Here is a 25,990-nt window from a genome sequence, read left to right on the forward strand (position 1 = left end):
TGGGAAAACTGTACTATACCAAACCGCTCAGGTTACTTATTGCGGCGTGGTGGTGTTCCGAGGGGGTTGTGGCTTAATACCGGATGCGGCCGTACTCGGGTCGCCGGCAGGCCTCTTATCTGGGGCTGAAATACGAATAATCGAGGGATAACGATGAAAAAGAGCGTATGGCTGAGTCTGGGCGCGGGTCTGGCGCTGACATTGACCGCCGGGCAGGCGTTGGCCGCCCAGGCGACCGAGGCCAAGGTTCGCGAGCTGATGGACGCTGTGGGGGTCGGCAAGATGCTGTCGCAGATGAACGGTCAGATGGCCGGCGTGATGCAGCAGACGCTGCCTTGCGTGCCGGGCAGCTACTGGCAGGGCTTTATCGATGCCAACGGCACCCAGCAACTGATCGGCCGCATGGTGCCGATCTACCAGCGCCACTTCACCGCCGAGGACGTCGACGGCCTGCTGAAGTTCTATCGTTCTCCGCTTGGCCAGAAGGTGATCACCGAAATGCCGGCGACCATGGCCGAAGGCATGCAGATCGGCCAGCAATGGGGCCAGGAGCGTGGCCGCCAGATGATTACCGAGCTGCAGCAGAAGGGCACCCTGGATGCCCAGGGGCGCTGTCCGGCCTCGCCAGCGGCCGCTCCCGCGACCCAGCCGGCGGCGCCGGCCAAGGGCAAGGGGAAGAAGTGATTGAGTAAAGCCGGCCGCTTTGCGGCCTGGAAAGGGTAAAGTCGGCTGCTGCGCAGCCTGGGAAGGGGAAGAGCGGGCTGCTTTTCCTCTTTACTCTTTACTCTTTTCAGCCGCGCAGCGGCGGCTTGACGCCCTGGCTGGTCAACAATTGACCAGCCTCCCTTCCCCCCGATATACTCCGCAGTTCGCCAAGCCCGAAAGGCTTTGAGCGAAACCCAAGAGAATAACGACAGAAGGGATAATCCCATGAGTTATGCAGTCATCAAGACCGGTGGCAAGCAGTACCGCGTTCAGCAGGGCGATGTCCTGCGCGTGGAACTCTTGAACGCCGAAGAAGGCGCCAGCGTGAATTTCGACCAGGTGCTGCTGGTCGGTTCGGGCGAGAGCATCACCGTCGGCGCGCCGACCGTGAGCGGTGCCACCGTCAGTGCCACCGTGCGCAAGCACGGCCGCGCCGATAAGATCCGCATCGTCAAGTTCCGCCGCCGTAAGCACTACAAGAAGCAGCAGGGACATCGTCAGCACTTCACCGAAGTCGAGATCACGGGCATCAACGCCTGATCCGCCAATTCTGGAGTAATCAGTCATGGCACATAAAAAAGGCGTAGGTTCGTCGCGCAACGGTCGCGATTCGAACCCGAAGTACCTCGGCGTGAAGATCTACGGTGGCCAGGCCATCGAAGCCGGTAACATCATCGTGCGTCAGCGCGGCACCCAGTTCCATCCGGGTACCGGCGTGGGCCTCGGCCGCGACCACACCCTGTTCGCCCTGGTGGACGGCGTGGTGCAATTTGCGGTTCGCGGCGAGAAGAACCGTCGTTACGTCGACGTCGTCCAGGGTTAATTCCCCGGCGCCGTTGCGGTAAAGGCCCCGCCTCGGCGGGGCTTTTTCGTTGTAAGAGCAGTAAATGGTCAACAGTAAGTGGTCAGTGGGAAGAGCCGGGTAGCCGGTTCTGCGGACCATTGCCTAAGAATTGCCGTTTGCTTTTCCCATTCACTGTTTACCCTTTACCATTGACCCCTATGAAATTCGTCGACGAAGCGATCATCAAAGTCCATGCCGGTGACGGCGGCAACGGCTGCATCAGCTTCCGTCGCGAGAAGTTCATCCCGTTCGGCGGCCCCGATGGCGGCGATGGCGGCAGCGGTGGCTCGGTCTGGCTGATTGCCGACGAGGGCCTCAATACGCTGATCGATTTCCGCCACCAGCGCAGCTTCAAGGCGCAGCGCGGCCAGAACGGCATGGGCAGCGACATGTACGGCAAGGGTGGCGAGGACACCACCGTTCGCGTGCCGATCGGCACCGTGGTGACCAACGTCGACACCGACGAAATCATCGGCGACCTCACCGTGCACGGCCAGCGCCTGTTGGTGGCGCAGGGTGGCAAGGGCGGCCTGGGCAATATCCACTTCAAGAGTTCGGTCAACCGCGCGCCGCGCAAGTCGACGCCAGGTACGCCGGGTGAAGTGCGCGAGCTCAAGATGGAGCTGAAGCTGCTGGCCGACGTCGGCCTGCTGGGCTTCCCCAATGCCGGTAAATCCACGTTTATCCGTGCGGTATCGGCGGCGACGCCACGCGTGGCCGATTATCCGTTCACCACGTTGCATCCGAATCTGGGTGTGGTGAGCCTCGGCACCGACCAGAGCTTCGTCATTGCCGATATCCCCGGCCTGATCGAGGGCGCAGCCGATGGCGCGGGTCTCGGCATCCAGTTTCTGCGCCACGTTTCACGCACGCGCATCCTGCTGCATCTGGTGGACATCGCGCCGATCGACGGCAGCGACCCGGTCGAGCAGGTACGTGCGATCGAGCAGGAGCTGCTCAAGTTCGACCCCGAATTGTTGGAGCGTCCGCGCTGGCTGGTGCTCAACAAGGCCGACGTGTTGCCCGACGACGAGCGCCAGGCGGTTGCCGAAGACATCGTTGAGCGTCTCGAATGGAAGGAACCCTGGTTCCTGGTCTCGGCGATCGCACGCGAGAACACCATGGTTGTCTGCCAGCAGGTGCAGCGCTTCTTCGAATCGCAGCGGAACCTGCGCGAGAGCCGCGATGACATGCTGCCGGGCGATGTGCGCCTGCGCGGCGAAGTGTCTGGCGAGTAAGCCGCTCGCCGGTCTGGATCAGCGAAGGATCGTCGCGGGGGCGCCATTCCAAGCATGAAGTCGCAAGCTCGTATCGCCGGATACCGGCGGCTGCGCGAACAAGCTCTATGGCGACTGCTGGCCGCCGATCACGCGCCTGAAATCATCGGTCTCCTGCAGACGGTATTGATGGACGGCGAGCGCAAGCTCGGTGCATCCGTGCTGCTGGAGCGCCTGCAATACCAGCTGGACACGCTCAATGCGTCGGAGCTGCCACGCGAGTTGCCGCGTACGGCCCAGGCCTATGTCGCCGACTGGCTGTCCAAGGGCATTCTGGAACGTCGTCTGCCTGACGATGCGTTGGAAGAGGAATACGAGCTATCGGCGCAGGCGGCACAAGCCATCCGTTTTATCGGCGGCCTCGACGCGCAGCGTAGCGCCGCCACGGAAAGTCGCCTGGCCCTGGTGATCGAGCAACTCGTCCGCCTCGCCGAACAGACCGAAACCGATCCAGCCGCACGTCTGTCCGCCCTCTATGCAGAGCGTGACCGCATCGATGCTGAAATTACGCGCATCGGCACCGGCAAGGTGGCCGCCATCGACGGTAAGCGCGCCCTCGAACGTACGCGCGAAATCATTCAGCTGGCCGACGAGCTTACCGAGGATTTCCGTCGAGTACGCGACGATTTCGAGCGACTCAATCGGGAATTTCGCGAACGTATCATCGACGATGAAGGCGAGCGTGGCGACGTGCTCGACCGATTGTTCGAAGGTGTGGACGTCATCGGCGAGAGCGAGGCTGGCCGAAGCTTCAACGCCTTCTGGAGCCTGCTCAACGATGTCGAGCAGAGTGCGCAGCTCGACGCGGCGCTGGAAGAAGTTCTTTCACGCAATTTCGCACGCAAGCTGCAGCGCAACGAGCGGCAGTTTTTGCGCGGTATTACCGGCGTCATGCTTGAACGCGGTGGCGAAGTACACGATGTGCTGCAGACCTTTGCCCGCAGCCTGCGCGGTTTCGTGCAGAGCCGCGGCTACCTGGAACAGCGGCGGCTCAACCAGCTGCTCAAGCAGGCACAGGCCGAGGCCTTGCAACTGCGCGACTCGGTGCATACCCGCCAGCGCACGTCCTATACCTTGCAACTGACGACCAGTCGCCTGCGCTCGCTATCGCAATGGAAGCTGCACGACCCGCGGAGCACCAGGATCGACGGTCGCATCGACCGTAGCGGTGGCGCGGCCATTTCGCTCGATAGCGTGAGCGAACTGGTGGCCCAGTCCGAAATCAATTTCCGCGGCCTGCGTCGCGATCTGCATGAGCTATTGGACACGCACGAGCAACTTTCCATTGGGCAAGTGCTATTGCAGAAACCGGCCGAACAAGGCCTGGGCAGCGTGATCGGCTATCTGTCGCTGGCAACACGCCATGGCGTGGTTGCCGACGGCGAATGGGAAGCGATCAGCTGGCTCGGCGGCGACGGAAGCTGGCGGCATGCTCGCGTACCTCTGGTGTGGTTCCTGAAAGAGAAGCGCAATGAATTTGCTTGAGGACGAACTCCCCATCGAGGAGGCCAGCGCGACGCCATCGAAATCCGGCGCGCTCTTCGATGGCGATACTGGCGGCTTGCCGTTGGACGCGCGTCGCGCGCTTTGCCAGCTGTTGAGCGGACCCAGCCTGGATGCGGGTCGTCACGACACGCTGTGGCCGGCATTGCTGCGCTACGAGTCGCCGGTGCGTTCGCATCTATGCGAGCTGTTCCTGGAGCTGGTGATCGACCGCGAGGCCGGTGTGGCCTTTACACGCCAGGCCGATACCGGCGAGCTGGACACGCCAGTACTGTTGCGCTCGTCACCGTTGACGTTCATCGATTCAGTCCTGCTGCTGCACCTTCGTCAACAACTGGCCGAGGCGGAAGCCCGCGGTCATCGCGCGGTGGTCGAAGAGGCCGCCTTGTCCGATGCGCTTTCGGTCTACGAAAAGAACCTGTCCACCGACCGGGCCGGTTTCGCCAAGCGCGTGTCTTCGTCGATCGCCAAGATGAAGGAAAACCACGTGCTGGAAAAACTGCGCGGCAGCGAAGACCGCTACGAAGTCTCGCCCGCCTTGAAGCTGCTGTTTTCCGCCGAAGACGTGCAGGCGCTGGCACAGGTTTACCGCGAGCTGCGCGATGCTGGCGATGACGAGGTAGACGCATGAGCACCAAGCCCAAGGCGCCGCGTAAGAGTGCGCCGAAAAAGCCCAAGCCGGTTCGCGCGGTCGCACCGTCGCTGTTTCTATCGGATTTGCCCGATCCGCGCGACGAACAGTTCCGCATGCGCCGCCTGCAGGTGTTCAACTGGGGCACGTTCAGCGGTCTGGTCGAAGTGCCCATTGCCGAGCGTGGCTTTCTGTTTGTCGGTCGCTCCGGCTCAGGCAAGTCGACCTTGCTCGATGCAATGTCCGCCTTGCTCGTGCCGCCGAACCTGGTCGATTTCAACGCCGCCGCGCGCGAAGCCGAGCGCAGCGGGCGTGATCGAAATCTCGCCTCCTATGTCCGCGGCGCCTGGGCCGATCAGCACGACAGCGATTCGGGCGAGATCGCCACCCAGTATCTGCGCAAGGGCAGTACCTGGACGGCACTGGCGCTGGAATACGGCAATCGCCTCGGTCAGACCGTCAGCGTGATCCGCATGTTCTGGATCGCCGGTAATGGTTCGGCAGCGGCAGACGTCAAAAAGCATTACATGGTCACCGAGCGTGCATTCGATATTGCCGCCGAGCTGGACGGTTTCGACCTCGACCTGCGCCGCCTGAAAAACCGGCTGGGCGATGACGTTCATCACTTCGATACCTTTGCCGGTTATGCCGAGCGTTTTCGTCGTCTCTTGGGCATCCAGAACGAGATGGCGCTGAAGCTGCTGCACAAGACGCAGTCGGCCAAGAACCTGGGTGATCTCAACCAGTTTCTGCGCGGTTTTATGCTGGACGAGCCGGAAACCTTCGCCGCGTCGCAACGCCTGGTCGCGGATTTTGCCGAGCTCGATGCCGCGCACAAGTCCGTGGTGATCGCACGCGAGCAGGTCGATACCTTGTCGCCCGCCCGCGTCGCGCACGACGACCTGTTGACGCTGCGTCGGCAGACCAGCGAGCTGCGCGAGTTGCATCTTTGCGTGGATGCCTATCGTGAACAGCGCCGTCTGGTCCTGCTGGATGCACGCATGGCCGAGATCCAGGTGCAGGACACGGCGCTCGCCGGCGAAGTAGCGCAGCGGCGTCAGGCGGTGGAAAACCACGATCAGCGTCTGGCGGATCTCGAGCGTCAACGGCGCGAGCAGGGCGGCGATGCGCTCGATGCACTCGAGCGTGAACATGGTCAGGTAACGCGCGAACGCGACGATCGCCTGCGCCGCCGCGGCAAGGTCGAACAAGCCTGTCGCGAACTCGCCTGGAGCCTGCCCGGTACGGCGCAAGGCTTTGCCGAAATTGTGGGTCAGGCGCGAGAGTTGCTGGACGGCGCACGCGATCGTGCTGCTGGCGTCGAAGACCGTATGGATGCGATCAAGCGCGAACGCGTGCAGGCCGAGCAACGCTTTGCCGAGGTGCGCGCCGAAATCGACGCCTTGAAGCGCAACCCGTCGAACATTCCGGCGCCGGTCCAGGCCATGCGCGCGCGCCTGTGTCAGGAGCTGGGCCTCTCCGAGAATGCGTTGCCATTTGTTGGCGAGCTGTTGCAGGTCAAGACCGAGCACGCCGCGTGGCGTGGCGCGATCGAGCGCGTGCTGCATGGTTTCGCGCTTTCGCTGCTGGTCGACGAGCAGCATTACGCCGAAGTATCGGCCTGGATCAACAAGACGCACCTGGGCGGCAAGCTGGTTTACTACCGCGTCGGTCATGTCGATGCTATGCGCGGTCGCGCTCTGGATGCGCGCTCGATGGTGCATCGGTTGGATATTCGCGACCATGCCCACCGCGACTGGCTATCGGCCGAGTTGTCGCGTCGTTTCGACTATACCTGCGTGGATACGGCGGCGGCGCTGCGCCATGCCGAGCGTGCGATCACCCGCGAGGGTCAGGTCAAGCATCCGGGCGATCGTTTCGAGAAAGACGATCGCCGTGCGGTCGACGACCGTCGGCACTGGATTCTTGGTTTCGACAATCGCGACAAGCTGGGCGTTTTCGAGCAGGAAGGGCAGGGGCTGGCGCAAACCATTGCGCAAAGCGCGGCGGCGCTCGATACGTTGAAGGCCGAGCGCGACGCCGACGGCGACCGCCGGGTGTCGGCGGCCAACCTGCTGCATGTGGAATGGGAAGAGATCGACGTGGCGCCGAAGCTGCGCCGCCTGGGTGATATCGAAACCCAGTTGCAGCAGTTGCGTCAGGGCGATGCGAGCCTGCAGGACGTGATGCAGCGGCTCGACGAAGAGCGCACCTTGCGTGTCCGCGCCGCCAAGACATACGAAGACGCGATGGCCGAACGGTTGGCCGTGGGCAAGGAGCGGGAGCGGATCGAAGCGCGCCGCGAGGGTTGTGCATCCAGAGCCGGCGAGATGCCGCTGTCGCCCGTGCAGTCCCAGGGGCTTGCTGGACGTCTGCCGGCGCATCCGCCGCTTACGCTGGACAACCTGGATGGCCAGATCAACCAGGTCGAGCGTGGCTTGAACGAATCGCTGGCCCATCAGGCTGCGCAGGACAACGCACGGGTTCAGGCCATCGAAGAATGTTTCCGCGCGTTCTGCCGCCGCTGGCCCCAGGATGGCGGTGACTTCACGCCGAATATGGATTCCGCCGAGGGCTTTCTCGCCCGCCTGCGCCGGTTGGAGCTCGACGGCCTGCCCAAGCATGAGGCGCGCTTCTTCGATCTGTTGCAAAGCCAGAGCAAGCAGAACCTGCTGGTCCTGCAGAAACATATGACCGAGGCGCGCAAGTCGATCGGCCAGCGCATGGACGAGGTCAACGAGAGCCTGGAGCGTGTCCCCTTCAACCGAGGCACGCTGTTGCAGATCGATCTCTCCGATCGCGGTCTGCAGGAGGTGCGCGACTTCCAGCAGCAGCTGCGCGACGTGCTATCGCACAACCAGACCGAAGATCGCGAGCGCGCGGAAGCACAGTTCGCGATCCTGCGCCAGTTGGTGGCCCGCCTCGGGGCGGATGACCCAGAGCACAAGCGTTGGCGCGAGCAGGTGCTGGACGTGCGTCAGCATGTCGAATTCGTCGGCGTGGAAATGGAGGCCGATACGCGTCGGCAGATCGAGGTGTATCGCAGCGGTGCGGGCAAGTCAGGTGGTCAGCGGCAGAAGCTGGCTACCACCTGTCTGGCTGCCGCGTTGCGTTATCAGCTCGGTGGCGACGACGGCCACCTGCCGCGCTATGCACCGGTGGTGCTCGACGAGGCGTTCGACAAGGCCGACAACGAGTTCACCGCGTTGGCGATGAATATCTTCGAGAACTTCGGGTTTCAGATGGTAGTGGCCACGCCGTTGAAATCGGTGATGACGCTGGAGCCTTTTATTGGCGGGGCGTGTTTTGTCGATATCACTGGACGCCACGATTCGGGCGTGTTGCTGATCTCGTATGACGAGGACGCCAGGCGGTTGGCGTTGCCGGAGAAGGTGCGTGAGGTTGAGGCGGTGTAAGAGTCCCCCTCACCCCAACCCTCTCCCCCGGCAGAGCCAGGGGAGAGGGTTGGGGTGAGGGGGCGCCCTCGATCAGAAAACAAAAAAGCCGACTTTCGCCGGCCCGCTTTTATAGGCAAACAAAAAAGCCGACTCACGCCGGCCCGCTTTTATAGGTAAACAAAAAAGCCGACTCACGCCGGCCCGCTTTTATAGGTAAACAAAAAAGCCGGCTCACGCCGGCTTTTCTTATCCAACCCGAATGTAATCCAAGGCCGGCTTACGCCAGCTCATGGATCTTCGCGTTGAGGCGGCTCTTATGACGAGCGGCCTTGTTCTTGTGGATCAGGCCGCGGGCGGCGTAACGATCCATCACCGGCTGGGCGGTGGCAAAGGCTTCGACAGCGGCAGCCTTGTCCTTGGCCTCAATGGCCTTGATGACCTTCTTGAGGGCGCTGCGCACCATGGAACGGGCGCTGACGTTGCGCAGGCGGCGCTGCTCGGACTGGCGCGCACGCTTCTTCGCGGACTTGATGTTGGCCAAGGTAGAACTCCGAAATCGTTAGGGTTGGAAAAAGACGGCGATTATCACGTCTTTGCGTCGCTACGTCAATAGCTTAGCTCGGGGCGACGCAGGCGAGGATCGCCATTTTGCCACATCTGGCCTGTCATCTTGCCCGATGGGGCTGTCAAACTACGCGCCTTTTCGGGCAAGACCGCAGTTTACGCGGTTTTGCCGCCCATTCCGCCTCCCAAGAGAAGGTTCCGGCGACCGCATGAAGTCCCCCAGCATGTTCCGCGGGCTGCTCTCGTTCAGCAGCATGACGATGGTTTCGCGCGTCCTCGGGCTGGTCCGGGATATGTCGATCAATATGGCGTTCGGCGCCAATGCCGCCACCGATGCGTTCTGGGTAGCGTTCCGTATCCCCAATTTCATGCGCCGGTTGTTCGCCGAGGGCTCGTTTTCCACTGCCTTCGTACCGGTCTTCACGGAAGTGAAGGAAAAGCGCCCCCACGAAGACCTCAAGGGGCTGATGTCCCGGGTCTCGGGCACCCTGGGCAGCGTCCTGCTGATCATTACGGCGCTGGGCATCATTTTCGCCCCCCAGGTGGCCTCGCTGTTCGATTCGGGCGCAGCCGCCGAGGCTGGCAAGTACGAGCTGACCGTCGACCTGCTGCGCCTGACCTTTCCCTTCCTGCTGTTCGTCTCGCTGACGGCGTTGTCGGGCGGGGCATTGAACAGCTTTCATCGTTTCGGCGTGCCGGCGCTGACGCCGGTGATCCTCAACCTGTGCATGATCGCCGGCGCCCTGTGGCTGTCGCCGCGCTTGCATACCCCGATCCTGGCGATGGGCTGGGCGGTGCTGGCGGCCGGCCTGCTGCAGCTACTGTTCCAGCTCCCGGCCCTGCGTCAGCTGGACCTGCTGACGCTGCCGCGCTGGGGCTGGAAGGACCCGGACGTGCGCCGGATCATGCGGCTGATGGTGCCGACCCTGTTCGGCTCTTCGGTGGCACAGATCAACCTGCTGCTGGACACCCTGATCGCCGCCCACCTGATCGACGGCTCGCAAAGCTGGCTCTCGCAGGCCGACCGGTTTCTCGAGCTTCCGCTGGGTGTGTTCGGCGTGGCTCTGGGTACGGTGATCCTGCCATCGCTGTCACGTCACCACGTGGCCACCGATCGGTCCGGTTTTTCGATGGCGCTCGACTGGGGTCTGCGCACCACGTTGCTGATCGCGGTACCGGCGATGTTCGCGCTGATGCTGCTGGCCGAGCCGCTGGTGGCGACGCTGTTCCAGCATGGCGCGTTCACTGCGTTCGACACGCACATGGCGACCTTGTCGATTTCCGCGCTGAGTTTCGGCCTGCCGGCCTTTGCCCTGGTCAAGGTGGTGTTGCCGGCGTTCTACGCGCGCCAGGACACGCGTACGCCGGTCCGTGCGGGCGTGGCGTCGCTGGTGGCCAATATGGTGTTCAACCTGCTGTTTCTGGCGCTGCTGTTCAGTTGGTGGGCCTCGCCGGAGATCAAGCAATTGCCGGTGATGGAAGCATTGGTCAAGGTGCCGGGGCTGCATATGGCACTGGGCATGGCGAGTGCGACGGCCAGCTATATCAATCTGGCGCTGCTGTGGCGTTGGTTGGGCAAGGCCGGCGTCTATGAGCGCCAGCCGGGGTGGGGGCGTCATTGGGTGCGGCTGGGCTTGTCATGCGCGGTGATGATCGTCGTGCTGCTGCTGGGTCGATGGTTGTGGCCGGATTGGTCCACGACGACGTGGTGGACGCGCGTCTGGCATCTGGGCGCGCTGGTGGCTGCCGGCGGTGGTGCGTATGTCGCAACGTTGTTTGCAACCGGTTTCCGTATGCGCGACTTGCGCGGCGTGTAAAGGCGCTGGGCCCCGGCGTTCGCCGGGGCGACGGTAAATTGAAATGGGTCGCAAACTTCGTCGCCCCGGCGAACGCCGGGGCCCAGCGTCTTGAGCCGTCAAGGCGATTTCGGACGGCCAGAATCCAGGTCCAGCCGCTATACTCGGCCGATGATGAGACTTTCCAGGGACGTCGCGGGCCCTTGTCTGGCCCCCGGCGGTAGCGTGGTTGCCGTTGGCGCCTTCGATGGCCTGCATCGCGGGCATCAGGCGCTATTGGCGCAGGTGCGTGAGCGCGCGCAGATCAGCGGCTGGACGCCGACGGTGGTGAGCTTCGAGCCGCTGCCGCGGGCGTTTTTTTCGCCGGTGCCGGTGCCGCGGCTTTCCGGCGTGCGCGAAAAGCTGAAAGGCTTCGGTGCAGCCGGGATCGAGCAGGCCTTGCTGCTGCGTTTCAACAAAGCTCTGACCGCCATGTCGGCCGAGGATTTCGTGCAGCGCGTGCTGGTCGAGCGCCTGGCCGCGCGGGAAGTCTGGGTCGGCGGGGATTTTCGTTTCGGTCACAAGCGCGCAGGTGACGTCGCCCTGCTGGAATCGATGGGGGCTGCCTGCGGCTTCGAAGCGCATGTGATGGCGCCGGTATTGCTGGAAGGCGAGCGCGTATCGGCGACCCGCGTGCGCAGCCTGCTCGCTGCCGGCCAATTTGCCGCTGCCGAACCGCTGCTGGGCCGCCCGTTCGTGATCGAGGGCAAGGTCGAATACGGCAACCAGCTTGGCCGTACCCTTGGCTTTCCGACCGCCAACATCCATCTTCGTGAGAGGGTCACGCCGGTGCAGGGCATTTTTGCCGTCCGCGTCGGCCTGGGCGAAAGCGAGTGCAGTTGGCCTGGCGTCGCCAGCCTGGGTGTGCGGCCCACGGTGAACGAAGTGGCCGAGCCCTTGCTCGAAGTCCATCTGTTCGACTTCGATGGCGATCTGTACGGTCGACGCATGGCGGTGGAGTTTGTCGCCAAGCTGCGCGACGAGCAGAAGTTCGACGGCCTGGAAGCGCTGACGGCCCAGATGAATCGCGACGCACGTGAAGCGCGCGCGGCACTGGGCATGAATCCGCGCCTGGCCGAAGCGTGACCTAAGTTTTTCAAGAATCGCGCGGCACCGTTCGGCGACGAACCGGTGCCGACCCCTACCCGATGGCAGCGTAAACAATGAGCAAGGATTACAAGAGCACCATCCATCTGCCGCAGACGGAATTTCCGATGCGCGGCGATCTGCCCAAGCGCGAGCCGAACTGGCTGGCCGAGTGGGAGAAGGTGGACCGCTATGCGCAGATTCAGGCGCAGACCGCCGGTCGCGACAAGACGTTCGTGCTGCACGACGGCCCGCCCTATGCCAACGGCATGATTCACCTGGGCCATGCGGTCAACAAGGTGCTCAAGGACGTCGTGGTCAAGTCCAAGCTGATGGCCGGCTACCGCTCGCCATACGTGCCGGGCTGGGACTGCCATGGCCTGCCGATCGAAATCGCCATTGAAAAGAAATTTGGCCGCGTCGGCGACAAGCTCGACGCCGATGCCTTCCGCCAGAAGTGTCGCGAATACGCGCAGCAGCAAATCGATCTGCAGCGCACCGACTTCAAGCGTCTTGGTGTGCTGGGCGACTGGCAGAACCCTTATCGCACCATGGACGCCAAGTACGAAGCGGACATGCTGCGTGCGCTGGGCAAGATCGTCGAGAACGGGCACGTCGTGCGCGGCGCCAAGCCGGTGTACTGGTGTTTCGACTGCGGCTCGGCACTGGCCGAGGCGGAAATCGAGTACGGCGACAAGACCTCGCCGGCCGTCGACGTGGCCTACGATGCCGTCGATGCAAAAGCGCTGGCGGCGAAGTTCGGCGTCGATGCCGGTGACGCCATCGTCGCGATCCCGATCTGGACCACCACGCCGTGGACGCTGCCGGAAAGCCAGGCCGTCTCGCTCGGTGCGGCGATCGACTATGTGCTGATCAAGGCACCCACGCGCGACGGGCGCGAGGTGTGGGTCGTGGTCGCGCAGCGCCTGGCCGACAAGGTCGCGCACCGCTATATGCAGGTCGAGCACGCCGAGCAGGTGGCGGGCAGTCTCGCGGTAGCGGGTGCGGAACTCGATCGCGTCGCTCTGCGTCATCCGTTCTATCCGCGCGAAGTGCCGGTGATCCTGGGCGACCACGTGTCGGATGAAGACGGTACCGGTGCGGTGCATACCTCGCCCGATCATGGCGCGGAAGATTTCGTCGCCGCCAAGCCGTATGGCATCGGCACGCTCAACTACATCGGTTCGCGCGGCACCTACGGCGACAACACGCCGAACGTGGGCGACACCGTGCTGGTCGGTCAACATATCTGGAAGGCCAACGACCAGATCGTCGAGCTGCTGCGCGAGCGTGGCGTGCTGCTGGCGTTTGCGAAGATCGAGCACAGTTACCCCAATTGCTGGCGGCACAAGACGCCGGTGATCTTCCGCGCGACGCCGCAGTGGTTTATCAGCATGGAGCAGAAGGGTCTGCGCAAGACCTCGCTCGATGCGATCAAGACCGTGCGCTGGATCCCCGGCTGGGGTGAGGAGCGCATCTCCGGCATGATCGCCGACCGCCCGGACTGGTGTATCTCGCGCCAGCGTACCTGGGGCGTGCCGATCGCGCTGTTCGTGCACAAGACAACGCAGGATCCGCATCCCGATTCCGTCGCGCTACTCGAAAAAGTCGCGCAGAAGGTGGAGAAGGGCGGTATCGATGCGTGGTTCGCGCTCGACCCGGTCGAACTGCTGGGCGCGGATGCGGACAACTACGAAAAAGTCACCGACGTACTTGACGTGTGGTTCGATTCGGGTACGAGTCACTTTACCGTGGTCGGTCAGCGTCCCGAGCTGCAGCAAGGCACCGCGAGCGAATACAAGGTGATGTACCTGGAAGGCAGCGATCAGCATCGCGGCTGGTTCCATTCCTCGCTGCTGACCTCGGCGGCCATCTACGCACGTGCGCCTTACCAGGAAGTGCTCACCCACGGCTTCACCGTGGATGCGCAGGGCCGCAAGATGTCCAAGTCGCTGGGCAACGGTATCGAGCCGCAGGACATCATGAAGAACCTGGGTGCGGACATCCTGCGCCTGTGGATCTGCTCGACCGACTACCGTAACGAGATGTCGTTGTCGGACGAAATCCTGAAGCGCGTGGCCGATACGTATCGTCGTATCCGTAACACTGCGCGCTTCCTGCTCGGTAACCTGGATGGTTTCGATCCGGCGACGCAGTTGCTGCCGGTGACCGACAGCGTGTTGCTCGACCAGTGGGCCGTGCAGCAGGCCTACGACACACAACAGGCAGTGGCGGCCGCGTACGATCGTTACGACTTCCCGGAAATCGTGCAGCGCGTGCAGAACTTCTGCACCAACGAAATGGGCGCGCTGTATCTGGATATCACCAAGGACCGGCTCTACACGATGCCGGAAAACAGCCATGGTCGCCGCAGTGCGCAGAGTGCGATGTATCGCATCCTCGAAGCCCTGGTGCGCTGGTTGGCGCCGATGCTGAGTTTCACCGCCGAGGAAATCTGGCAGCACATGCCGGGCAAGCGCAGCGAAAGCGTGATGTTCGAAACCTGGTACGACGGCCTGGCCGCGACGCAGGGTTCGCCCGAACAGCGCCGTTACTGGTCCGATCTGCTGGTCATTCGCGACACCGCTTCGCGTGTGCTCGAAGAGATGCGCAAGGGCGGTCAGATCGGCGCGTCGCTCGAAGCGAAGCTCGCCATTCACGCCGACCAGGCCGTCGTGTCGCGTTACGCGTCGGCGATGGAAGAAATGCGTTTCTTCTTCATCACCTCCGATCTGCGTCTGGATGTTGCCGGCGGTCAGCCGGAGACAGCAGTGCTCACCGAGCTGGAAGGGGCCGATGTGTGGGTCTCGGCCACGGTCAGCGAAGCGCCCAAGTGCATCCGCTGCTGGCATCGTCGCGACGACGTCGGTACGCATGCCGAGCATCCGGAGCTGTGCGGCCGTTGCGTGAGCAATGTCGACGGTCCGGGCGAAGATCGCCATTACTTCTAAGACGCAAGGGCGCACCTCAAGGGTGCGCCTGATTTTTTCTTCGACCGAGTTTGTTCATGTCGCCCAAACCCTCTGCTCTGTCCTGGCTGTGGCTTACCGCCGTGGTCATCGTGCTCGATCAGCTCAGCAAGGTCTGGGCATTGAGCGCGTTGCAACCACCGGGCGTGCCGCACCCGGTCATCCCCGGGTTGCTTAACTGGACCCTGGCCTTCAATACCGGCGCGGCGTTCAGTTTCCTGGCCAATAGCGCCGGCTGGCAGCGCTGGTTTTTCGTGGCACTGGCGCTGGTGATCGACGTGACGCTGGTGGTGTGGCTGTCGCGCATTTCGCGCCGCGACTGGCGCACGGCGGTACCGCTGGCGATGATCATCGGCGGCGCCTGGGGTAACGTCATCGACCGCCTGCATCAGGCCAAGGTCACCGATTTTATCCATGTGCACTACTACGACAGCTGGGATTTTGCGGTCTTCAATGTGGCCGATTCGGCCATTACGGTGGGGGCGGTGATGTTGATCGTGTTTGGGCTGTTTACCAAGCAGGCTGGGCAACCCTAACAAAGCTGAACGTCCCGACGTGCGATAATCCCTTCAAAGCAGCCAACGAGCTTCCCCAGCCCCATGGACATCCTTCTCGCCAATCCCCGCGGCTTCTGTGCCGGCGTCGATCGCGCCATTGCCATCGTCGAGCGGGCGCTCGAATCGTATGGCGCGCCGATCTACGTGCGTCACGAGGTCGTGCACAACCGCTATGTGGTCGACAAGCTGCGGGCGGGCGGGGCGGTATTCGTCGAAGAGCTCGACGAAGTGCCGGATGGTTCCACCGTCATTTTCAGTGCGCACGGCGTGTCCAAGGCGGTGCGTGAAGAAGCCGAAAGCCGCAACCTGAACGTTTTCGACGCGACCTGTCCGCTGGTCACCAAGGTACATATGGAAGTGGCGCGCCTCGGGCGCGGCGGGCGCAGCGTGGTACTGATCGGCCATGCCGGCCACCCGGAAGTCGAGGGCACGATGGGGCAGTGGAACCCGGCCAATACGGGCGAGATCCTGCTGGTCGAGTCCGTCGATTGTGTGGCGAAACTGCAGCCGAAGTTTCCGCACGAGCTGTCCTATGTCACGCAGACCACGCTGTCGGTCGACGACACCAAGGCGATCATCGCGGCGCTACGCGAGAAATTCCCGGACATTGATGGACCGCGCAAGGACGATATCTGCTACGCGACGCAGAATCGCCAGGATGCGGTGCGCCGGCTTGCCGATGCTGTCGATCTGGTCCTGGTAGTCGGGTCGGTCAACAGCTCCAATTCCAACCGCCTGCGCGAGCTGGCGGAAAAGCAGGGCGTGACGTCCTACCTGATCGACGGTGCCGAGCATATCGAGCGCAGCTGGCTCGATGGCGTAAAGCGCATCGGCCTGACCGCGGGCGCCTCCGCTCCGGAAAAGCTGGTCCGCGACGTGATCGCCCGCCTGCAGTCCTGGGGTGGCAACGAGGTGCAGGAGTTGGACGGCGAAGCGGAAACCATCACGTTCGCCCTGCCCAAGGAGCTGCGCGTGGTCGGCAGCTCGTCGGCAAGCCTTTAAGCATCCCGACGGCTTGCGCCGGTTGGCTCGGCCCCGTAAAATTCCAGATTCACTGCCGGAATAGCTCAGTTGGTAGAGCGGCGCATTCGTAATGCGTAGGTCGTAGGTTCGATTCCTATTTCCGGCACCAGATTCAAGAGAGCCCGCCCAGTGCGGGCTTTTTTGTGCCCGGAGCCCGGCCGAAGGCGTGTGAAGGCCATCACTCTTGTTCGGGCCGTCGCCGCCGCTCGTCGGCCAATTCCGACCGCTCATCGGTGGGGGCCTTGGCGGCTGCGCGGCCCCGGTCCACAGTTCGCCCAAGGGCATCCAGGGGGAATCCCAATGCGGGTTATATCGCGCCAGCGAGGCGTCTCGCTGATCGAAGTGCTTGTGGCGATCGTCATCTTCAGCGTCGGCGTACTCGGCCTGGCGTTGTTGCAGATCAAGGGCGCTCAATTCACCAAGCAGGCTGGGTCGCGTAGCTACGCCATTATCCAGGTGCGTAGCCTGATCGATGCGATGCGCGCCAATCCGACCGTAGCGGTACTGCCGCAGACGGCGGCCGATCAGTCGGCACCGACCGCCAGCGAGTGTCCTTATTGTTTCTCCGGCTCGACGCCGCCGACGCTGATCGATTGCTCCGCGGGCTGCACGCCGCAGCAGATAGCCAGCAACGATATCAGCCAATGGATCAATCGCCTGAAGAGTGCCGCGCCGGGACCGGTTGGCGGCAATCTGGCCACGGTGACCTGGAATGGATCGCTTGGCCAGTACCAGATAACCGCACATTGGTCCGGTGGCTCCGTCGATACCAATACGACGACCAGCGCAAACGATGATCTCTCCTACACATTGAACTACATGCCATGAAGCGACCCGAGTCCATGCAACGGCGGTCCCGGCAGTTGGGCGTTTCGCTGATCGAGCTGTTGGTAGCGGCATTGCTCGGTCTGATCGTGGTCGCGGGCCTGATTCAGGTACTTCTGGCCAATCGCCGTGCGTATCAGGTGCAGCAGGGCAGCAACTATCTGCAGCAGAACCTGCGCTTTGCCAACGACACCGTCAGCTGGTCGGTGCGCATGGCCGGCTTCTGGGGCGGCGTGTTACCGAACGAAATCCAGGGGTTGACCGATGGCACCGGGGCTTCGTCCTGCAACGACGCCTGGCTGCTGGCCGCACAGAATGCCACCGGTTCGGGTAGCGTGTACGGTGTCGATGGCGGCGCTAAATTCCCTGTCACCGGGTGCGTCAACGACGCCAACTATGTGCCTGGCAGCGACGTGCTGGTAGTGCGCTATGCCGATGCGGACCCTTGTGCCGTGGATACCGGCGCGACCGCACTCGATACCAGTACCTGCCTGCCGGCATCCACTTATTACCTGGCCGCAAACGTCGGTCAGACGGGGCAGATCTTCAAGGCATCCGCCTCGGTACCGACGCTACCGGGCAGTACGCATCGCTATGTCTATCCGTATCGGGTGGACATGTATTACCTGCAGCCGTGTTCCGATACCAGCGGCGGCAATTGTTCGGCAACGAGCGACGGTGGCACGCCGCAGCCGACCCTGATGCGCATGAGCATCAGCGGTGGCAAGTTCCAGGCGTTCCCGATCGTTTCGGGTATCGAGCAGTTGCAATTCGAATACGGTGTGTACATCCCCAGCGGCCAGCAAAGCGAAGTACCCGCGGTCAATCAATACAAGAGCGCGGCCAAGATGACTGATCAGGACTGGACCAATGTCCTGTCCGTGCGAGTGAGCATGGTGGCCCGCGGCCGCGAGCGCGACCTGTCCATTCCGCAAACCGGCACGTTCGCCTTGACCGGTACCTGCTCTTACGAAGTGGATGCCGGCGGCAAATTTACGCTTACCAGCACGGGTGCCGACTGCGATGGTTTTTCCATGGCAGGGCTGAACCGTCCCGATCAGTTCGTGCGTACGTTGATGCAACAGACCGTGCAGCTGCGTAATCGCAGTCGAGGTGGATAATGGCTAGTCGCGCTCCTGGTTACGCAACGCTCCGTCGCGCACAGCGCGGCGTCGCACTGTTTATCGGCCTGGTATTCCTTGTCGTGCTGTCGGTGGTGGCGGTCATTGCCATGCGTGGCACGCTCACTGAAATGCATATGGTCAATAATGTCGCCCAGCATGAGCAACTGTTCGAAGTATCCGAATCGTTGCGCGATGTCACGGTAGCTTTGTTCGACGACCACACTTTCAACCGTGGCTGGCCTACGACCATGACCGGCGGGACGGTGCCCTCCACCGATTTCAGTACGTTTCCGATCTGCGGCTCCAAGCCTATCGGCAGCAGCGGCGTCACCTGCGACATGCTCAAGAGCATGACCATCCGTACCGATGCCACCACCGGCACGGTCAATCTTTACGCCATTGCCTATCAGACCAGCGAACTTGCCTACGATCCTTCCACCTGGGTCAAGAACAGCAAGCCGGACGTCACCATCACCAGTTGCACCAGCGGCGATTGCACCAGCGGCGGCACATCCAGCATCTGGGTGCGGCCCGATGGCACCGGCCTGCAGGCCGGCTCGGCCGCGGCGCAGGCTGCGGGCTATCGGGGGCAGGGCAGTGGTGCCGCCGGTGGTAGCGCAGCCATGTACTTCGAAATTCTGAGCGTGGCGAGCGCCGGCGGTACCGGTCCGACGGATGCGTCCGCGACCAATGCCATGACGCTCTCGCAATACAAACAGCGCATTGCCAACTGACCGCACAGCAAGCCCATACCTTTGAAGAGACGGGTCATGAATCGATTCCTTCGTCCCAACCAGGCACTACATCGCTCCGCTCGCCGGATGATGTTGGCTGTGCTGTTGATGCTCCTGGCGATATTGCCGCTATCTGCCGCCATGGCGGCTACGGCGGCCGGCGCGCCGGGTGCTTCCATCGCGGTGAACAAGAACAACAAGACGGCGGTGGGCGGCGACTACACCGCATATCCCACCTTGAACGCCAGCGCGGTGGCGCCATTGGTGATGCTGGTTATCTCGCGCGACGAGCAGCTGTTCATCAAGGCCTATACCGACTACACCGATCTGGACGGCGACGGCGTCGTAGACACGACCTACAACGACAAATTCAACTATTCGGGCTACTTCGATTCCAACCTTTGCTACCAGTACGGTACCGCCACTTATAAGGCCAGTGCCAAGGCGACTGGGACAAACGGTCATCAGTGCGATGGCACAACCTGGAGCGGCAACTTCCTGAACTGGCTGACCATGAGCCGCTTGGATGTCTTGCGCTTGGTGCTTTACGGCGGTTTGCGTTCCACCGATACGTCGACGGCTACCACGCTTGAGCGTGCGCCGATTCCCAATGACCTGCATGCCTGGGCGAAAGTCTATTCGGGCACCGATATCAACAATTTCACGCCGTTCACCACAACGATGTCGTTTTGTAACGCGACGTTTGACGACAACGGCAACTACAGCGTCAGTGGCTCACCGCGCCTGCGCGCTGCAAAGGGTGTATTTTCCGAATGGGGTTCCACGGCCAGTCAGCAGTGCCAATGGCAGACTGGTAGCAAGCCTTCCAACGGAAACAGCAACTGGTTCGATATTCCCAATCAGTCTTCGACCGGTGGTACGTCATATACCGTACGCGTTCAGGTATGCGATCCGGGTTCGAGCTTTCGCGAGAGTTTTTGCCAGTCGTACAACAATAGCGGTACGCCCAGCTACAAGCCGGTGGGCCTGCTGCAGCGTTACGGCGAAAACGGCCAGATGCGTTTCGGTCTGATCACTGGCAGTTATGGCGACCCGCGTTCGGGTGGTGTGCTGCGACGGAACATCGGCAAGCTTGCCGGCAATGTTGCCAACACCGACTGCGGGACCGGGGACGAAATCAGTCTGCAGACGGGTGTTTTTTGTTCGTCGGCGCTGGCTTCGGGAGCCGAGGGCATCGTCAATGCGCTGAATCGCTTCAATATCGTCAATAACATCGGTAGCTGGAATGGCACCTGGTCCGATTGCAATACCTACGGCATCAATAACCGTACGGGCGGCAACGGTCATTTGAACAACCCCGGCACCACGTCGAGCTACAGCTGCGAAGCTTGGGGCAACCCGTTGTCGGAGATGTACGCCGAGGCGCTGAATTACATTGCCGGTGGTACATCTACGGCAGCTTACTTGCCTGGGACCGACCTCACTGGTTTGCCGAGCGCGACCTGGTTTGATCCTTACGGTAAGGACAGCAGCGGCAATGTGCGCAATCCGTACTGCGCGCAGTGCAGCATCATCGTGCTGTCGACAGGTCTGAATTCGTTCGATGGCGACGAGGTGTCCAGTGTTGCCATTCCCAACCTCGGCAGCACCGTTGCCAACGACTCGACCAAGACAGTAGGCACGCTCGAAGGAATCAACGGCACCTATCTGGTCGGCCGGTCGCTCGATAATCTGGTGGCGACTCAGTCGGCTACGGCAGGTCCGGCGCAGACGGGCGATGCAAGCGTAGTCGGCAATCCCGCGAACACGCATGAGGACATATGTACCGGCAAGACGGTAGATAATTTGAGCCTGGTGCGCGGTATCTGCCCCGATATTCCATCGCAGGAAGGTAGTTACCTGATCGCCGGTCTTGCTTACAAGGCGCGCATTACCGATATGCGGCCCAACTTGAAGACGGCATCGGGCGTGGCCAAACCGTCAGGCAATCCCAACAATATTCAGACCTATACCGTGGCTTTGGCGGAAAACCTGCCGAAGTTCCAGATTCCGCTCTCAAATGGTAGTTTCAGCATCGTCCCGATGTGCCAGGCCAACAATAGCGGTTCGGCCACGGCATCGTCGTCCGATTGGCGTAACTGCTATCTCGGTAACGTGACGATCGGCACCAAGACGTCAATCATTTCCCCGTTCTTCGTCTATGGCCGCCCGCAGCTCAGCACCGGCAAGGCCGGTAGTTTCTCGGTGGTATGGGAAGACTCCCAATGGGGTAACGACCACGATCTCGATACCGAGGTGATGTTCACCTATTGCGTGGGCGCCCAGTGCAACCTGACGACTACCAATCACGGTAGCTATACCGGCTATGACATCTGCTGGCTGGCGACATTGTCGACAAGCTCAGTGTGCGGCACCAGTGGCAAGCCTACTATCGGTGAAGACACGGCGCTGGTGCGCATCGAACATTTGTCCGCTTATGCGGGCAATGCAATGCTCGGTGGTTTCACCGTGACCGGCTCGGACAATGATGGTGTCAAGCGCGATCTGTTGCGTCCTGGTAATCAGGACAACTCCATTCTGACCCAGAGCAAGAACATACCCAGCACCTGGACGGTGCCCCAGGTCTACAAATTCAAGATCGGTAGCGCACAGGCCCAGGCGCTGCAGAACCCGCTTTACTACGCCGCAAAGTACGGCGGTTTTGCCGCCACCACCGACGCCAATGGCAACGCCATCAACCAGCCTTGCGACAGCACCACGACACCTGCGTGCTCGACGTCCAACTGGGATCGTGTGGACAACAACACCGGGCAGCCGACCACGACTGGTACGGGCGATGGCCTGCCGGACAACTTCTTCCCGGTGCGCAACCCGGCACAGCTCGGTGCCCGCCTGGCCGACGTGTTCAACAAGATCCTCGCCCGCTCGGGTTCGGGTACTTCGGCGGCGGTGGTTTCCAGCAGCGCCGCAGGCGAGGGTCTGACGTATCAGGCGCTCTATCAGGCGCAGCAGCAAAATAAGGACGGCAGTCAGAAGGTGGCGTGGACCGGCGCGCTGAATGCGCTGTGGACCGATGCGCAGGGTCGTCTGCGCATGGGCGGCTACAACGTGAACGGTGTGCCGACGCTGGGTAACTACACCCAGAATCCGATCGTAGTGTTCTGCACCACGACCACGGGTGAGTCGCGCTACCAGACCTTCACCGACGTAGCATCGGCGCCCAGTTCGATCGCGCCGGCGCAGTGCGCGGGCCAGACACTCGACACCTTGACGACGGTCTGGTCGGCGCAGACACAGCTCAATGCCGGCACGTACACCACCGCTACTCAGCGCACCTATGGTACGGCGGCAACCGCTGCCAATGGCCGCTACATATTTACCTGGGTCGATGCCAACCATAACGGCAAGGTCGATGCCGGCGAGCAGATGGATTTCACCTGGACGTCCAGCACCCTCAACGGCACGGGCACATGCGCGGGTACGACATTTACCGGCAACTACCGTTTCCTCAATACCTGCGATGCGACGGGTGCGAGCGCACTGGTCTCATGGGTACGCGGTGCGGACTATGTGGGTAGCGACGGCAAGCCCGACCCCAACTGGCGCTCGCGTACGCTCGATACCCAGGTCTACCGTCTTGGCGACATCATCAACTCCACGCCTTTGGCTGTCGGTACACCTGCCGAGGCGTTCGACCTGCTGTACAACGATGCGAGCTATGGCGGATTCCGAGCGGTCTATCAGAGCCGTCGCCAGATGATCTATGTCGGCGCCAACGACGGCATGCTGCATGCATTCAATGGCGGCTTCTACGACGCGGCCAACAAGCAGGTCGATCTGCAGCCGCCAAAATGCGCCAGTGACGGTACCTGTACTGCCGATACCGGCTACACCGCGCACCCGCTCGGCGCTGAAGTGTGGGCCTACGTACCCGGCAACCTGCTGCCGCATCTGCGCTGGATGGCCGATCCGCAGTACACGCACATGTTCTATGTCGACGGTTCGCCGATTTCCCAGGACGCGCGTATCTTCAGCGCGGACACGGGTTGCGCGGCCAGTGGCACGACGCAATGCCATCCCGATGGCTGGGGTACGGTGCTGATCGTTCCGTTCCGTTTCGGCGGCGGCCCGATCGGTCTGGATACCAAGTCGGGCAGCGGTGCGACTCAGCAGAACTCGTTCTCCGCGTATGTGGTGCTGGACGTGACCAATCCGGAGGCCCCGCCGGTGGTGCTCGCCGAGCTGACCAATACCAGCGCGACCAGCACGACCTGTGCCAGCACGATCGTTTCGTGCGCCGACCTGACCCAGCTGACGGCAACCTACACCTCGTCGTTGCCAGCGGTTGCGATGTTCCGCCCGGCCGGCACCACCAACCCGAACCCGAGCAAGTTCTACATGTTCACCGGATCGGGCACCACGGATAACAGCGGCGTGGGCACGACCGAAGGCGGCAGCGCGGGCTCCTCACAGAACCTGTTGATCCGAGCTTATGACATGGCCAACCTTGCCTCGGCCAACCCGACGCCGGTGACCTGGGGCAACAAGAGCAATGCGGCCGATTTCGGCAACGTCGGCAGTGCGAAAGCCGGTGCACAGAGTTTCGCGGGCGACCTGATTGCCTCGGACTTCAATCTCGATGGTATTGCCGAGGCGCTTTACTTCGGCAGTTCCCAGGGCACCAGCAACTCGTTCAGTGGCGGCATGTGGGCGATCGATTTCAACAACAGTACCGATCCCACCGCCTGGACGCCTCGTATGCTGGTCTCGGGTGTCAATCGCCCGGTCACGATCCGTCCGACTCTGGGCGTGGACGACCAGCAGCGTTCGATGGTGTTCTTCGGTACGGGGCGTGCCTACACCAAGGCTGACCTGGGCGATCAGCAGCGACAGATCGTTGCGAGCATCATCGACAGCAAGGGCACGGTCGCGCTGTCGTCGCTGATCGATATCACCAACGTGCAGATCACGGCAGACGACAAGGTCGTCGGGTCGCCGAAGACGGTGGCTAACGAAGCGGCGTTCGCACAGCTGGTGGCGACCTACCCGGGTTGGTTGTACAACCTGTCGGTCACGGACAGTAATGGCAATACAGTGCCTGCCGAACGCGTCATCAGTTCCCAGGCGCTTGCCGGCGGTGTGTTGTTGACGACGACGTATCTCCCCGGTACCGATACCTGTACCGACCAGGGCCAGGGCTTGCTCTACGGTATGGACTACAAGTCGGGCACGTCGAGCACGGGCTTGCTTGGGTTCCTTGGTACGACCACCTCCGGGCAATCGACCTATGTTGCGCGCTCCGTTTCGCTCGGTGCCGGCCTGCCATCGCAGCCCAGCCTGCACAAGGGCGGTACCGACGCCAACGGTACGCAGCAGTTGCGTGTCTGCGTGCAGACGTCCAGTGGTGCCATCATCTGCCACGATGTCACTCCGCTGCAGGGCATCACCAGTGGCGAAATTTCCTGGCGCGAGCCGCTGGACAAGTAAGGGGATACGAGATGCATCGTCGTCAATCGGGTTTTACGCTGATCGAGATCATGATCGTGGTGATGATCGTGGCCATACTTGCCGCCATCGCGATCCCGGCGTATCACCGCTATGTGGTTCGGGCGCATCGTACGGATGCGACCCGCACGTTGCTGGATCTGGCGGGTCGTCAGGAACATTTCTTCTATTCGAACAACACATATACGACGGATGTGACCGCATTGGGCGGTACGACCACGATGGCGGGTCAGTTCTACACCGTGGCCATCAACAGCGCGGATACGAAGAACTTCTCGATCACGGCAACGGCAATTGGCACCCAGGCGACAGAAGACACCGAGTGCGGGAACTTCACGATCAACCGTCAAGGTCAGCAAACCATCAGCGGCACCGGCACCAAGGCCGCTTGCTGGGGCAACTGACGATGCCGACGCTGAGCCGACCATCGTTGAATGGCCTTGCATCTGTCGCGCTGGCTTTGGTGTCCCAAGGACTTTGCGCGCAGCAGGTCTATAAATGGACCGATGCCGCCGGCACGGTCCACTATGAAGAACATCCGCAGGCAAAGAATGCCAAGCTGGTGGAACTCAAAGGGGGAGTTGATACCCCTGTGCGGTCGATGGCCGATGCACCGCAGTTGACGGTGTCCAAGGCGGATGTGGATCAGATGGACAAAACGCAGCGCGTCCATCTTTGTCAGGTTGCGCGTGACAATCTCAAACGAGTCGATGGTCAGGCAGCGGTTGTCGACGGCGGCGATATCCACGCAGCCCGATTGCTCAGCAACGACGATCGGTTGAAGGCACGTGGCGATGCCCAGGCACAGATCGGGAGCTATTGCGATGACAAATAGAAAGCACTCGATCAAAGCGGGCAGACACAGGCACCAGTCCGGCTTTACGCTGATGGAGCTGGTTATCACCACGGTGATACTTGCGATCCTGGCGGCGGCCGCGATGCCTAATTTCCGCGACTTCATGCGGCGCAATAACGTTGCCGCACAGGCCAATAACGTGCTGGCCGATCTGCAGAATGCGCGCAGCGAAGCGATCAGTCAGCGCAAGCAGGTGTCGGTATGTCCCCGCGCTCCCGGGGCTGCCGAAACGGATACGTCCTGTCAGTTGGCTAGCACCAATTTCGATGGCGGCTGGCTCTCTTACACGACCACCGCGGCCGGTTCGGCCTATGCGGCCGGTACCGCCGGTTACGATCTCCTGCACAGCAGCTCGGGGAACCCCGCGCTTTCGATTCGCTCCAACCAGTCCGTATACACCTTCAATTCGCGCGGCGAGCTTAGCGACCAGGTGCAGCACGCGATAAGCGTGTGCTTCAAGCCGGTGTCGGGTCAGGCAGCCGAAGGCACCAGCACGGGTGCGGTGCCCGGCAAGACGATCATTATTTCGCCGACCGGCCGTGCCATTGTTCAGGACCTGGCGGCTGGTACCGACTGCACGCCGACCTGAGGCT

At 62.1% G+C, this 25,990-nt stretch carries 18 protein-coding genes, 1 tRNA gene and 2 pseudogenes; 20 read left to right on the forward strand and 1 reads right to left on the reverse strand.

The features are described from left to right. Nucleotides 1–153 precede the first annotated feature (153 nt). The 7 genes and pseudogenes from ACZ6WW_RS03940 to ACZ6WW_RS03970 form a co-directional block, all read left to right on the forward strand. Nucleotides 154–684, forward strand: coding sequence for a DUF2059 domain-containing protein (locus tag ACZ6WW_RS03940; protein ID WP_281848129.1), 531 nt, complete (start codon nucleotides 154–156; stop codon nucleotides 682–684). 246 nt (nucleotides 685–930) lie between these two features. Continuing rightward, nucleotides 931–1,245 carry a 50S ribosomal protein L21 gene (rplU, locus tag ACZ6WW_RS03945; protein ID WP_281848130.1) on the forward strand — a complete coding sequence of 105 codons (315 nt, stop codon included), beginning with the start codon at nucleotides 931–933 and terminating at the stop codon, nucleotides 1,243–1,245. A 25-nt stretch (nucleotides 1,246–1,270) separates the two neighbouring features. After that, on the forward strand, nucleotides 1,271–1,528 hold the full coding sequence (rpmA, locus tag ACZ6WW_RS03950; protein ID WP_281848131.1) for a 50S ribosomal protein L27: 258 nt from the start codon (nucleotides 1,271–1,273) through the stop codon (nucleotides 1,526–1,528). Between the two features lie 179 nt (nucleotides 1,529–1,707). Further along, nucleotides 1,708–2,787: an Obg family GTPase CgtA gene (cgtA, locus tag ACZ6WW_RS03955; RefSeq protein ID WP_465273067.1), complete on the forward strand. Its 1,080-nt coding sequence runs from the start codon at nucleotides 1,708–1,710 to the stop codon at nucleotides 2,785–2,787. A gap of 54 nt (nucleotides 2,788–2,841) precedes the next feature. Next, nucleotides 2,842–4,311: a DUF3375 domain-containing protein gene (locus tag ACZ6WW_RS03960; protein ID WP_465273068.1), complete on the forward strand. Its 1,470-nt coding sequence runs from the start codon at nucleotides 2,842–2,844 to the stop codon at nucleotides 4,309–4,311. Nucleotides 4,312–4,357: 46 nt separating this feature from the next. Next, a pseudogene (locus ACZ6WW_RS03965) lies at nucleotides 4,358–4,960 on the forward strand (DUF4194 domain-containing protein); the annotation flags it as partial. Continuing rightward, a pseudogene (locus ACZ6WW_RS03970) lies at nucleotides 4,957–8,358 on the forward strand (ATP-binding protein); the annotation flags it as partial. The pseudogenes ACZ6WW_RS03965 and ACZ6WW_RS03970, both read left to right, overlap by 4 nt. 277 nt (nucleotides 8,359–8,635) lie before the next feature. Here the strand turns inward: ACZ6WW_RS03970 and rpsT are convergent. After that, complete coding sequence (gene rpsT, locus ACZ6WW_RS03975; protein ID WP_281848135.1) at nucleotides 8,636–8,899, reverse strand: 30S ribosomal protein S20; 264 nt, start codon at nucleotides 8,897–8,899, stop codon at nucleotides 8,636–8,638. A 232-nt stretch (nucleotides 8,900–9,131) separates the two neighbouring features. Between rpsT and murJ the strand changes: the two genes are divergently transcribed. From murJ to ACZ6WW_RS04040, 13 genes are all read left to right on the forward strand, one after another. Then, a complete protein-coding gene (gene murJ, locus ACZ6WW_RS03980) occupies nucleotides 9,132–10,739 on the forward strand; it encodes a murein biosynthesis integral membrane protein MurJ (protein ID WP_465273069.1) in 1,608 nt (535 codons plus the stop codon). A 150-nt stretch (nucleotides 10,740–10,889) separates the two neighbouring features. Further along, nucleotides 10,890–11,843: a bifunctional riboflavin kinase/FAD synthetase gene (locus tag ACZ6WW_RS03985; RefSeq protein WP_465273070.1), complete on the forward strand. Its 954-nt coding sequence runs from the start codon at nucleotides 10,890–10,892 to the stop codon at nucleotides 11,841–11,843. A 77-nt stretch (nucleotides 11,844–11,920) separates the two neighbouring features. Continuing rightward, nucleotides 11,921–14,794, forward strand: coding sequence for an isoleucine--tRNA ligase (gene ileS, locus ACZ6WW_RS03990; protein ID WP_465273071.1), 2,874 nt, complete (start codon nucleotides 11,921–11,923; stop codon nucleotides 14,792–14,794). A 56-nt stretch (nucleotides 14,795–14,850) separates the two neighbouring features. After that, nucleotides 14,851–15,348 (forward strand): signal peptidase II, encoded by a 498-nt coding sequence (gene lspA, locus ACZ6WW_RS03995; protein ID WP_465273072.1) that lies wholly within the window; start codon nucleotides 14,851–14,853, stop codon nucleotides 15,346–15,348. Between the two features lie 63 nt (nucleotides 15,349–15,411). Further along, nucleotides 15,412–16,371: a 4-hydroxy-3-methylbut-2-enyl diphosphate reductase gene (gene ispH, locus ACZ6WW_RS04000; protein ID WP_281848139.1), complete on the forward strand. Its 960-nt coding sequence runs from the start codon at nucleotides 15,412–15,414 to the stop codon at nucleotides 16,369–16,371. Nucleotides 16,372–16,425: 54 nt separating this feature from the next. Further along, nucleotides 16,426–16,501, forward strand: a tRNA-Thr gene (locus tag ACZ6WW_RS04005). Between the two features lie 191 nt (nucleotides 16,502–16,692). Continuing rightward, nucleotides 16,693–17,220: a type IV pilus modification protein PilV gene (gene pilV, locus ACZ6WW_RS04010; protein ID WP_281848141.1), complete on the forward strand. Its 528-nt coding sequence runs from the start codon at nucleotides 16,693–16,695 to the stop codon at nucleotides 17,218–17,220. A gap of 14 nt (nucleotides 17,221–17,234) precedes the next feature. Next, entirely contained in the window at nucleotides 17,235–18,338 is a 1,104-nt protein-coding gene (locus tag ACZ6WW_RS04015; RefSeq protein ID WP_465273073.1) for a PilW family protein, read from the forward strand. Next, entirely contained in the window at nucleotides 18,338–19,075 is a 738-nt protein-coding gene (locus ACZ6WW_RS04020) for a PilX N-terminal domain-containing pilus assembly protein (protein WP_281848143.1), read from the forward strand. The genes ACZ6WW_RS04015 and ACZ6WW_RS04020 overlap by 1 nt, the downstream gene beginning before the upstream one ends. 36 nt (nucleotides 19,076–19,111) lie before the next feature. Further along, nucleotides 19,112–24,523, forward strand: a complete 5,412-nt coding sequence (locus ACZ6WW_RS04025; protein ID WP_465273074.1) for a pilus assembly protein — start codon at nucleotides 19,112–19,114, stop codon at nucleotides 24,521–24,523. A gap of 11 nt (nucleotides 24,524–24,534) precedes the next feature. Further along, on the forward strand, nucleotides 24,535–24,945 hold the full coding sequence (locus ACZ6WW_RS04030) for a type IV pilin protein (protein WP_465273075.1): 411 nt from the start codon (nucleotides 24,535–24,537) through the stop codon (nucleotides 24,943–24,945). 2 nt (nucleotides 24,946–24,947) lie between these two features. Next, a complete protein-coding gene (locus ACZ6WW_RS04035) occupies nucleotides 24,948–25,376 on the forward strand; it encodes a DUF4124 domain-containing protein (RefSeq protein ID WP_465273076.1) in 429 nt (142 codons plus the stop codon). Further along, entirely contained in the window at nucleotides 25,366–25,986 is a 621-nt protein-coding gene (locus tag ACZ6WW_RS04040; protein WP_465273077.1) for a GspH/FimT family pseudopilin, read from the forward strand. Before ACZ6WW_RS04035 ends, ACZ6WW_RS04040 begins: the two co-directional genes overlap by 11 nt. Nucleotides 25,987–25,990 lie beyond the last annotated feature (4 nt).

This window comes from Dyella sp. NPDC103356, assembly GCF_055584465.1.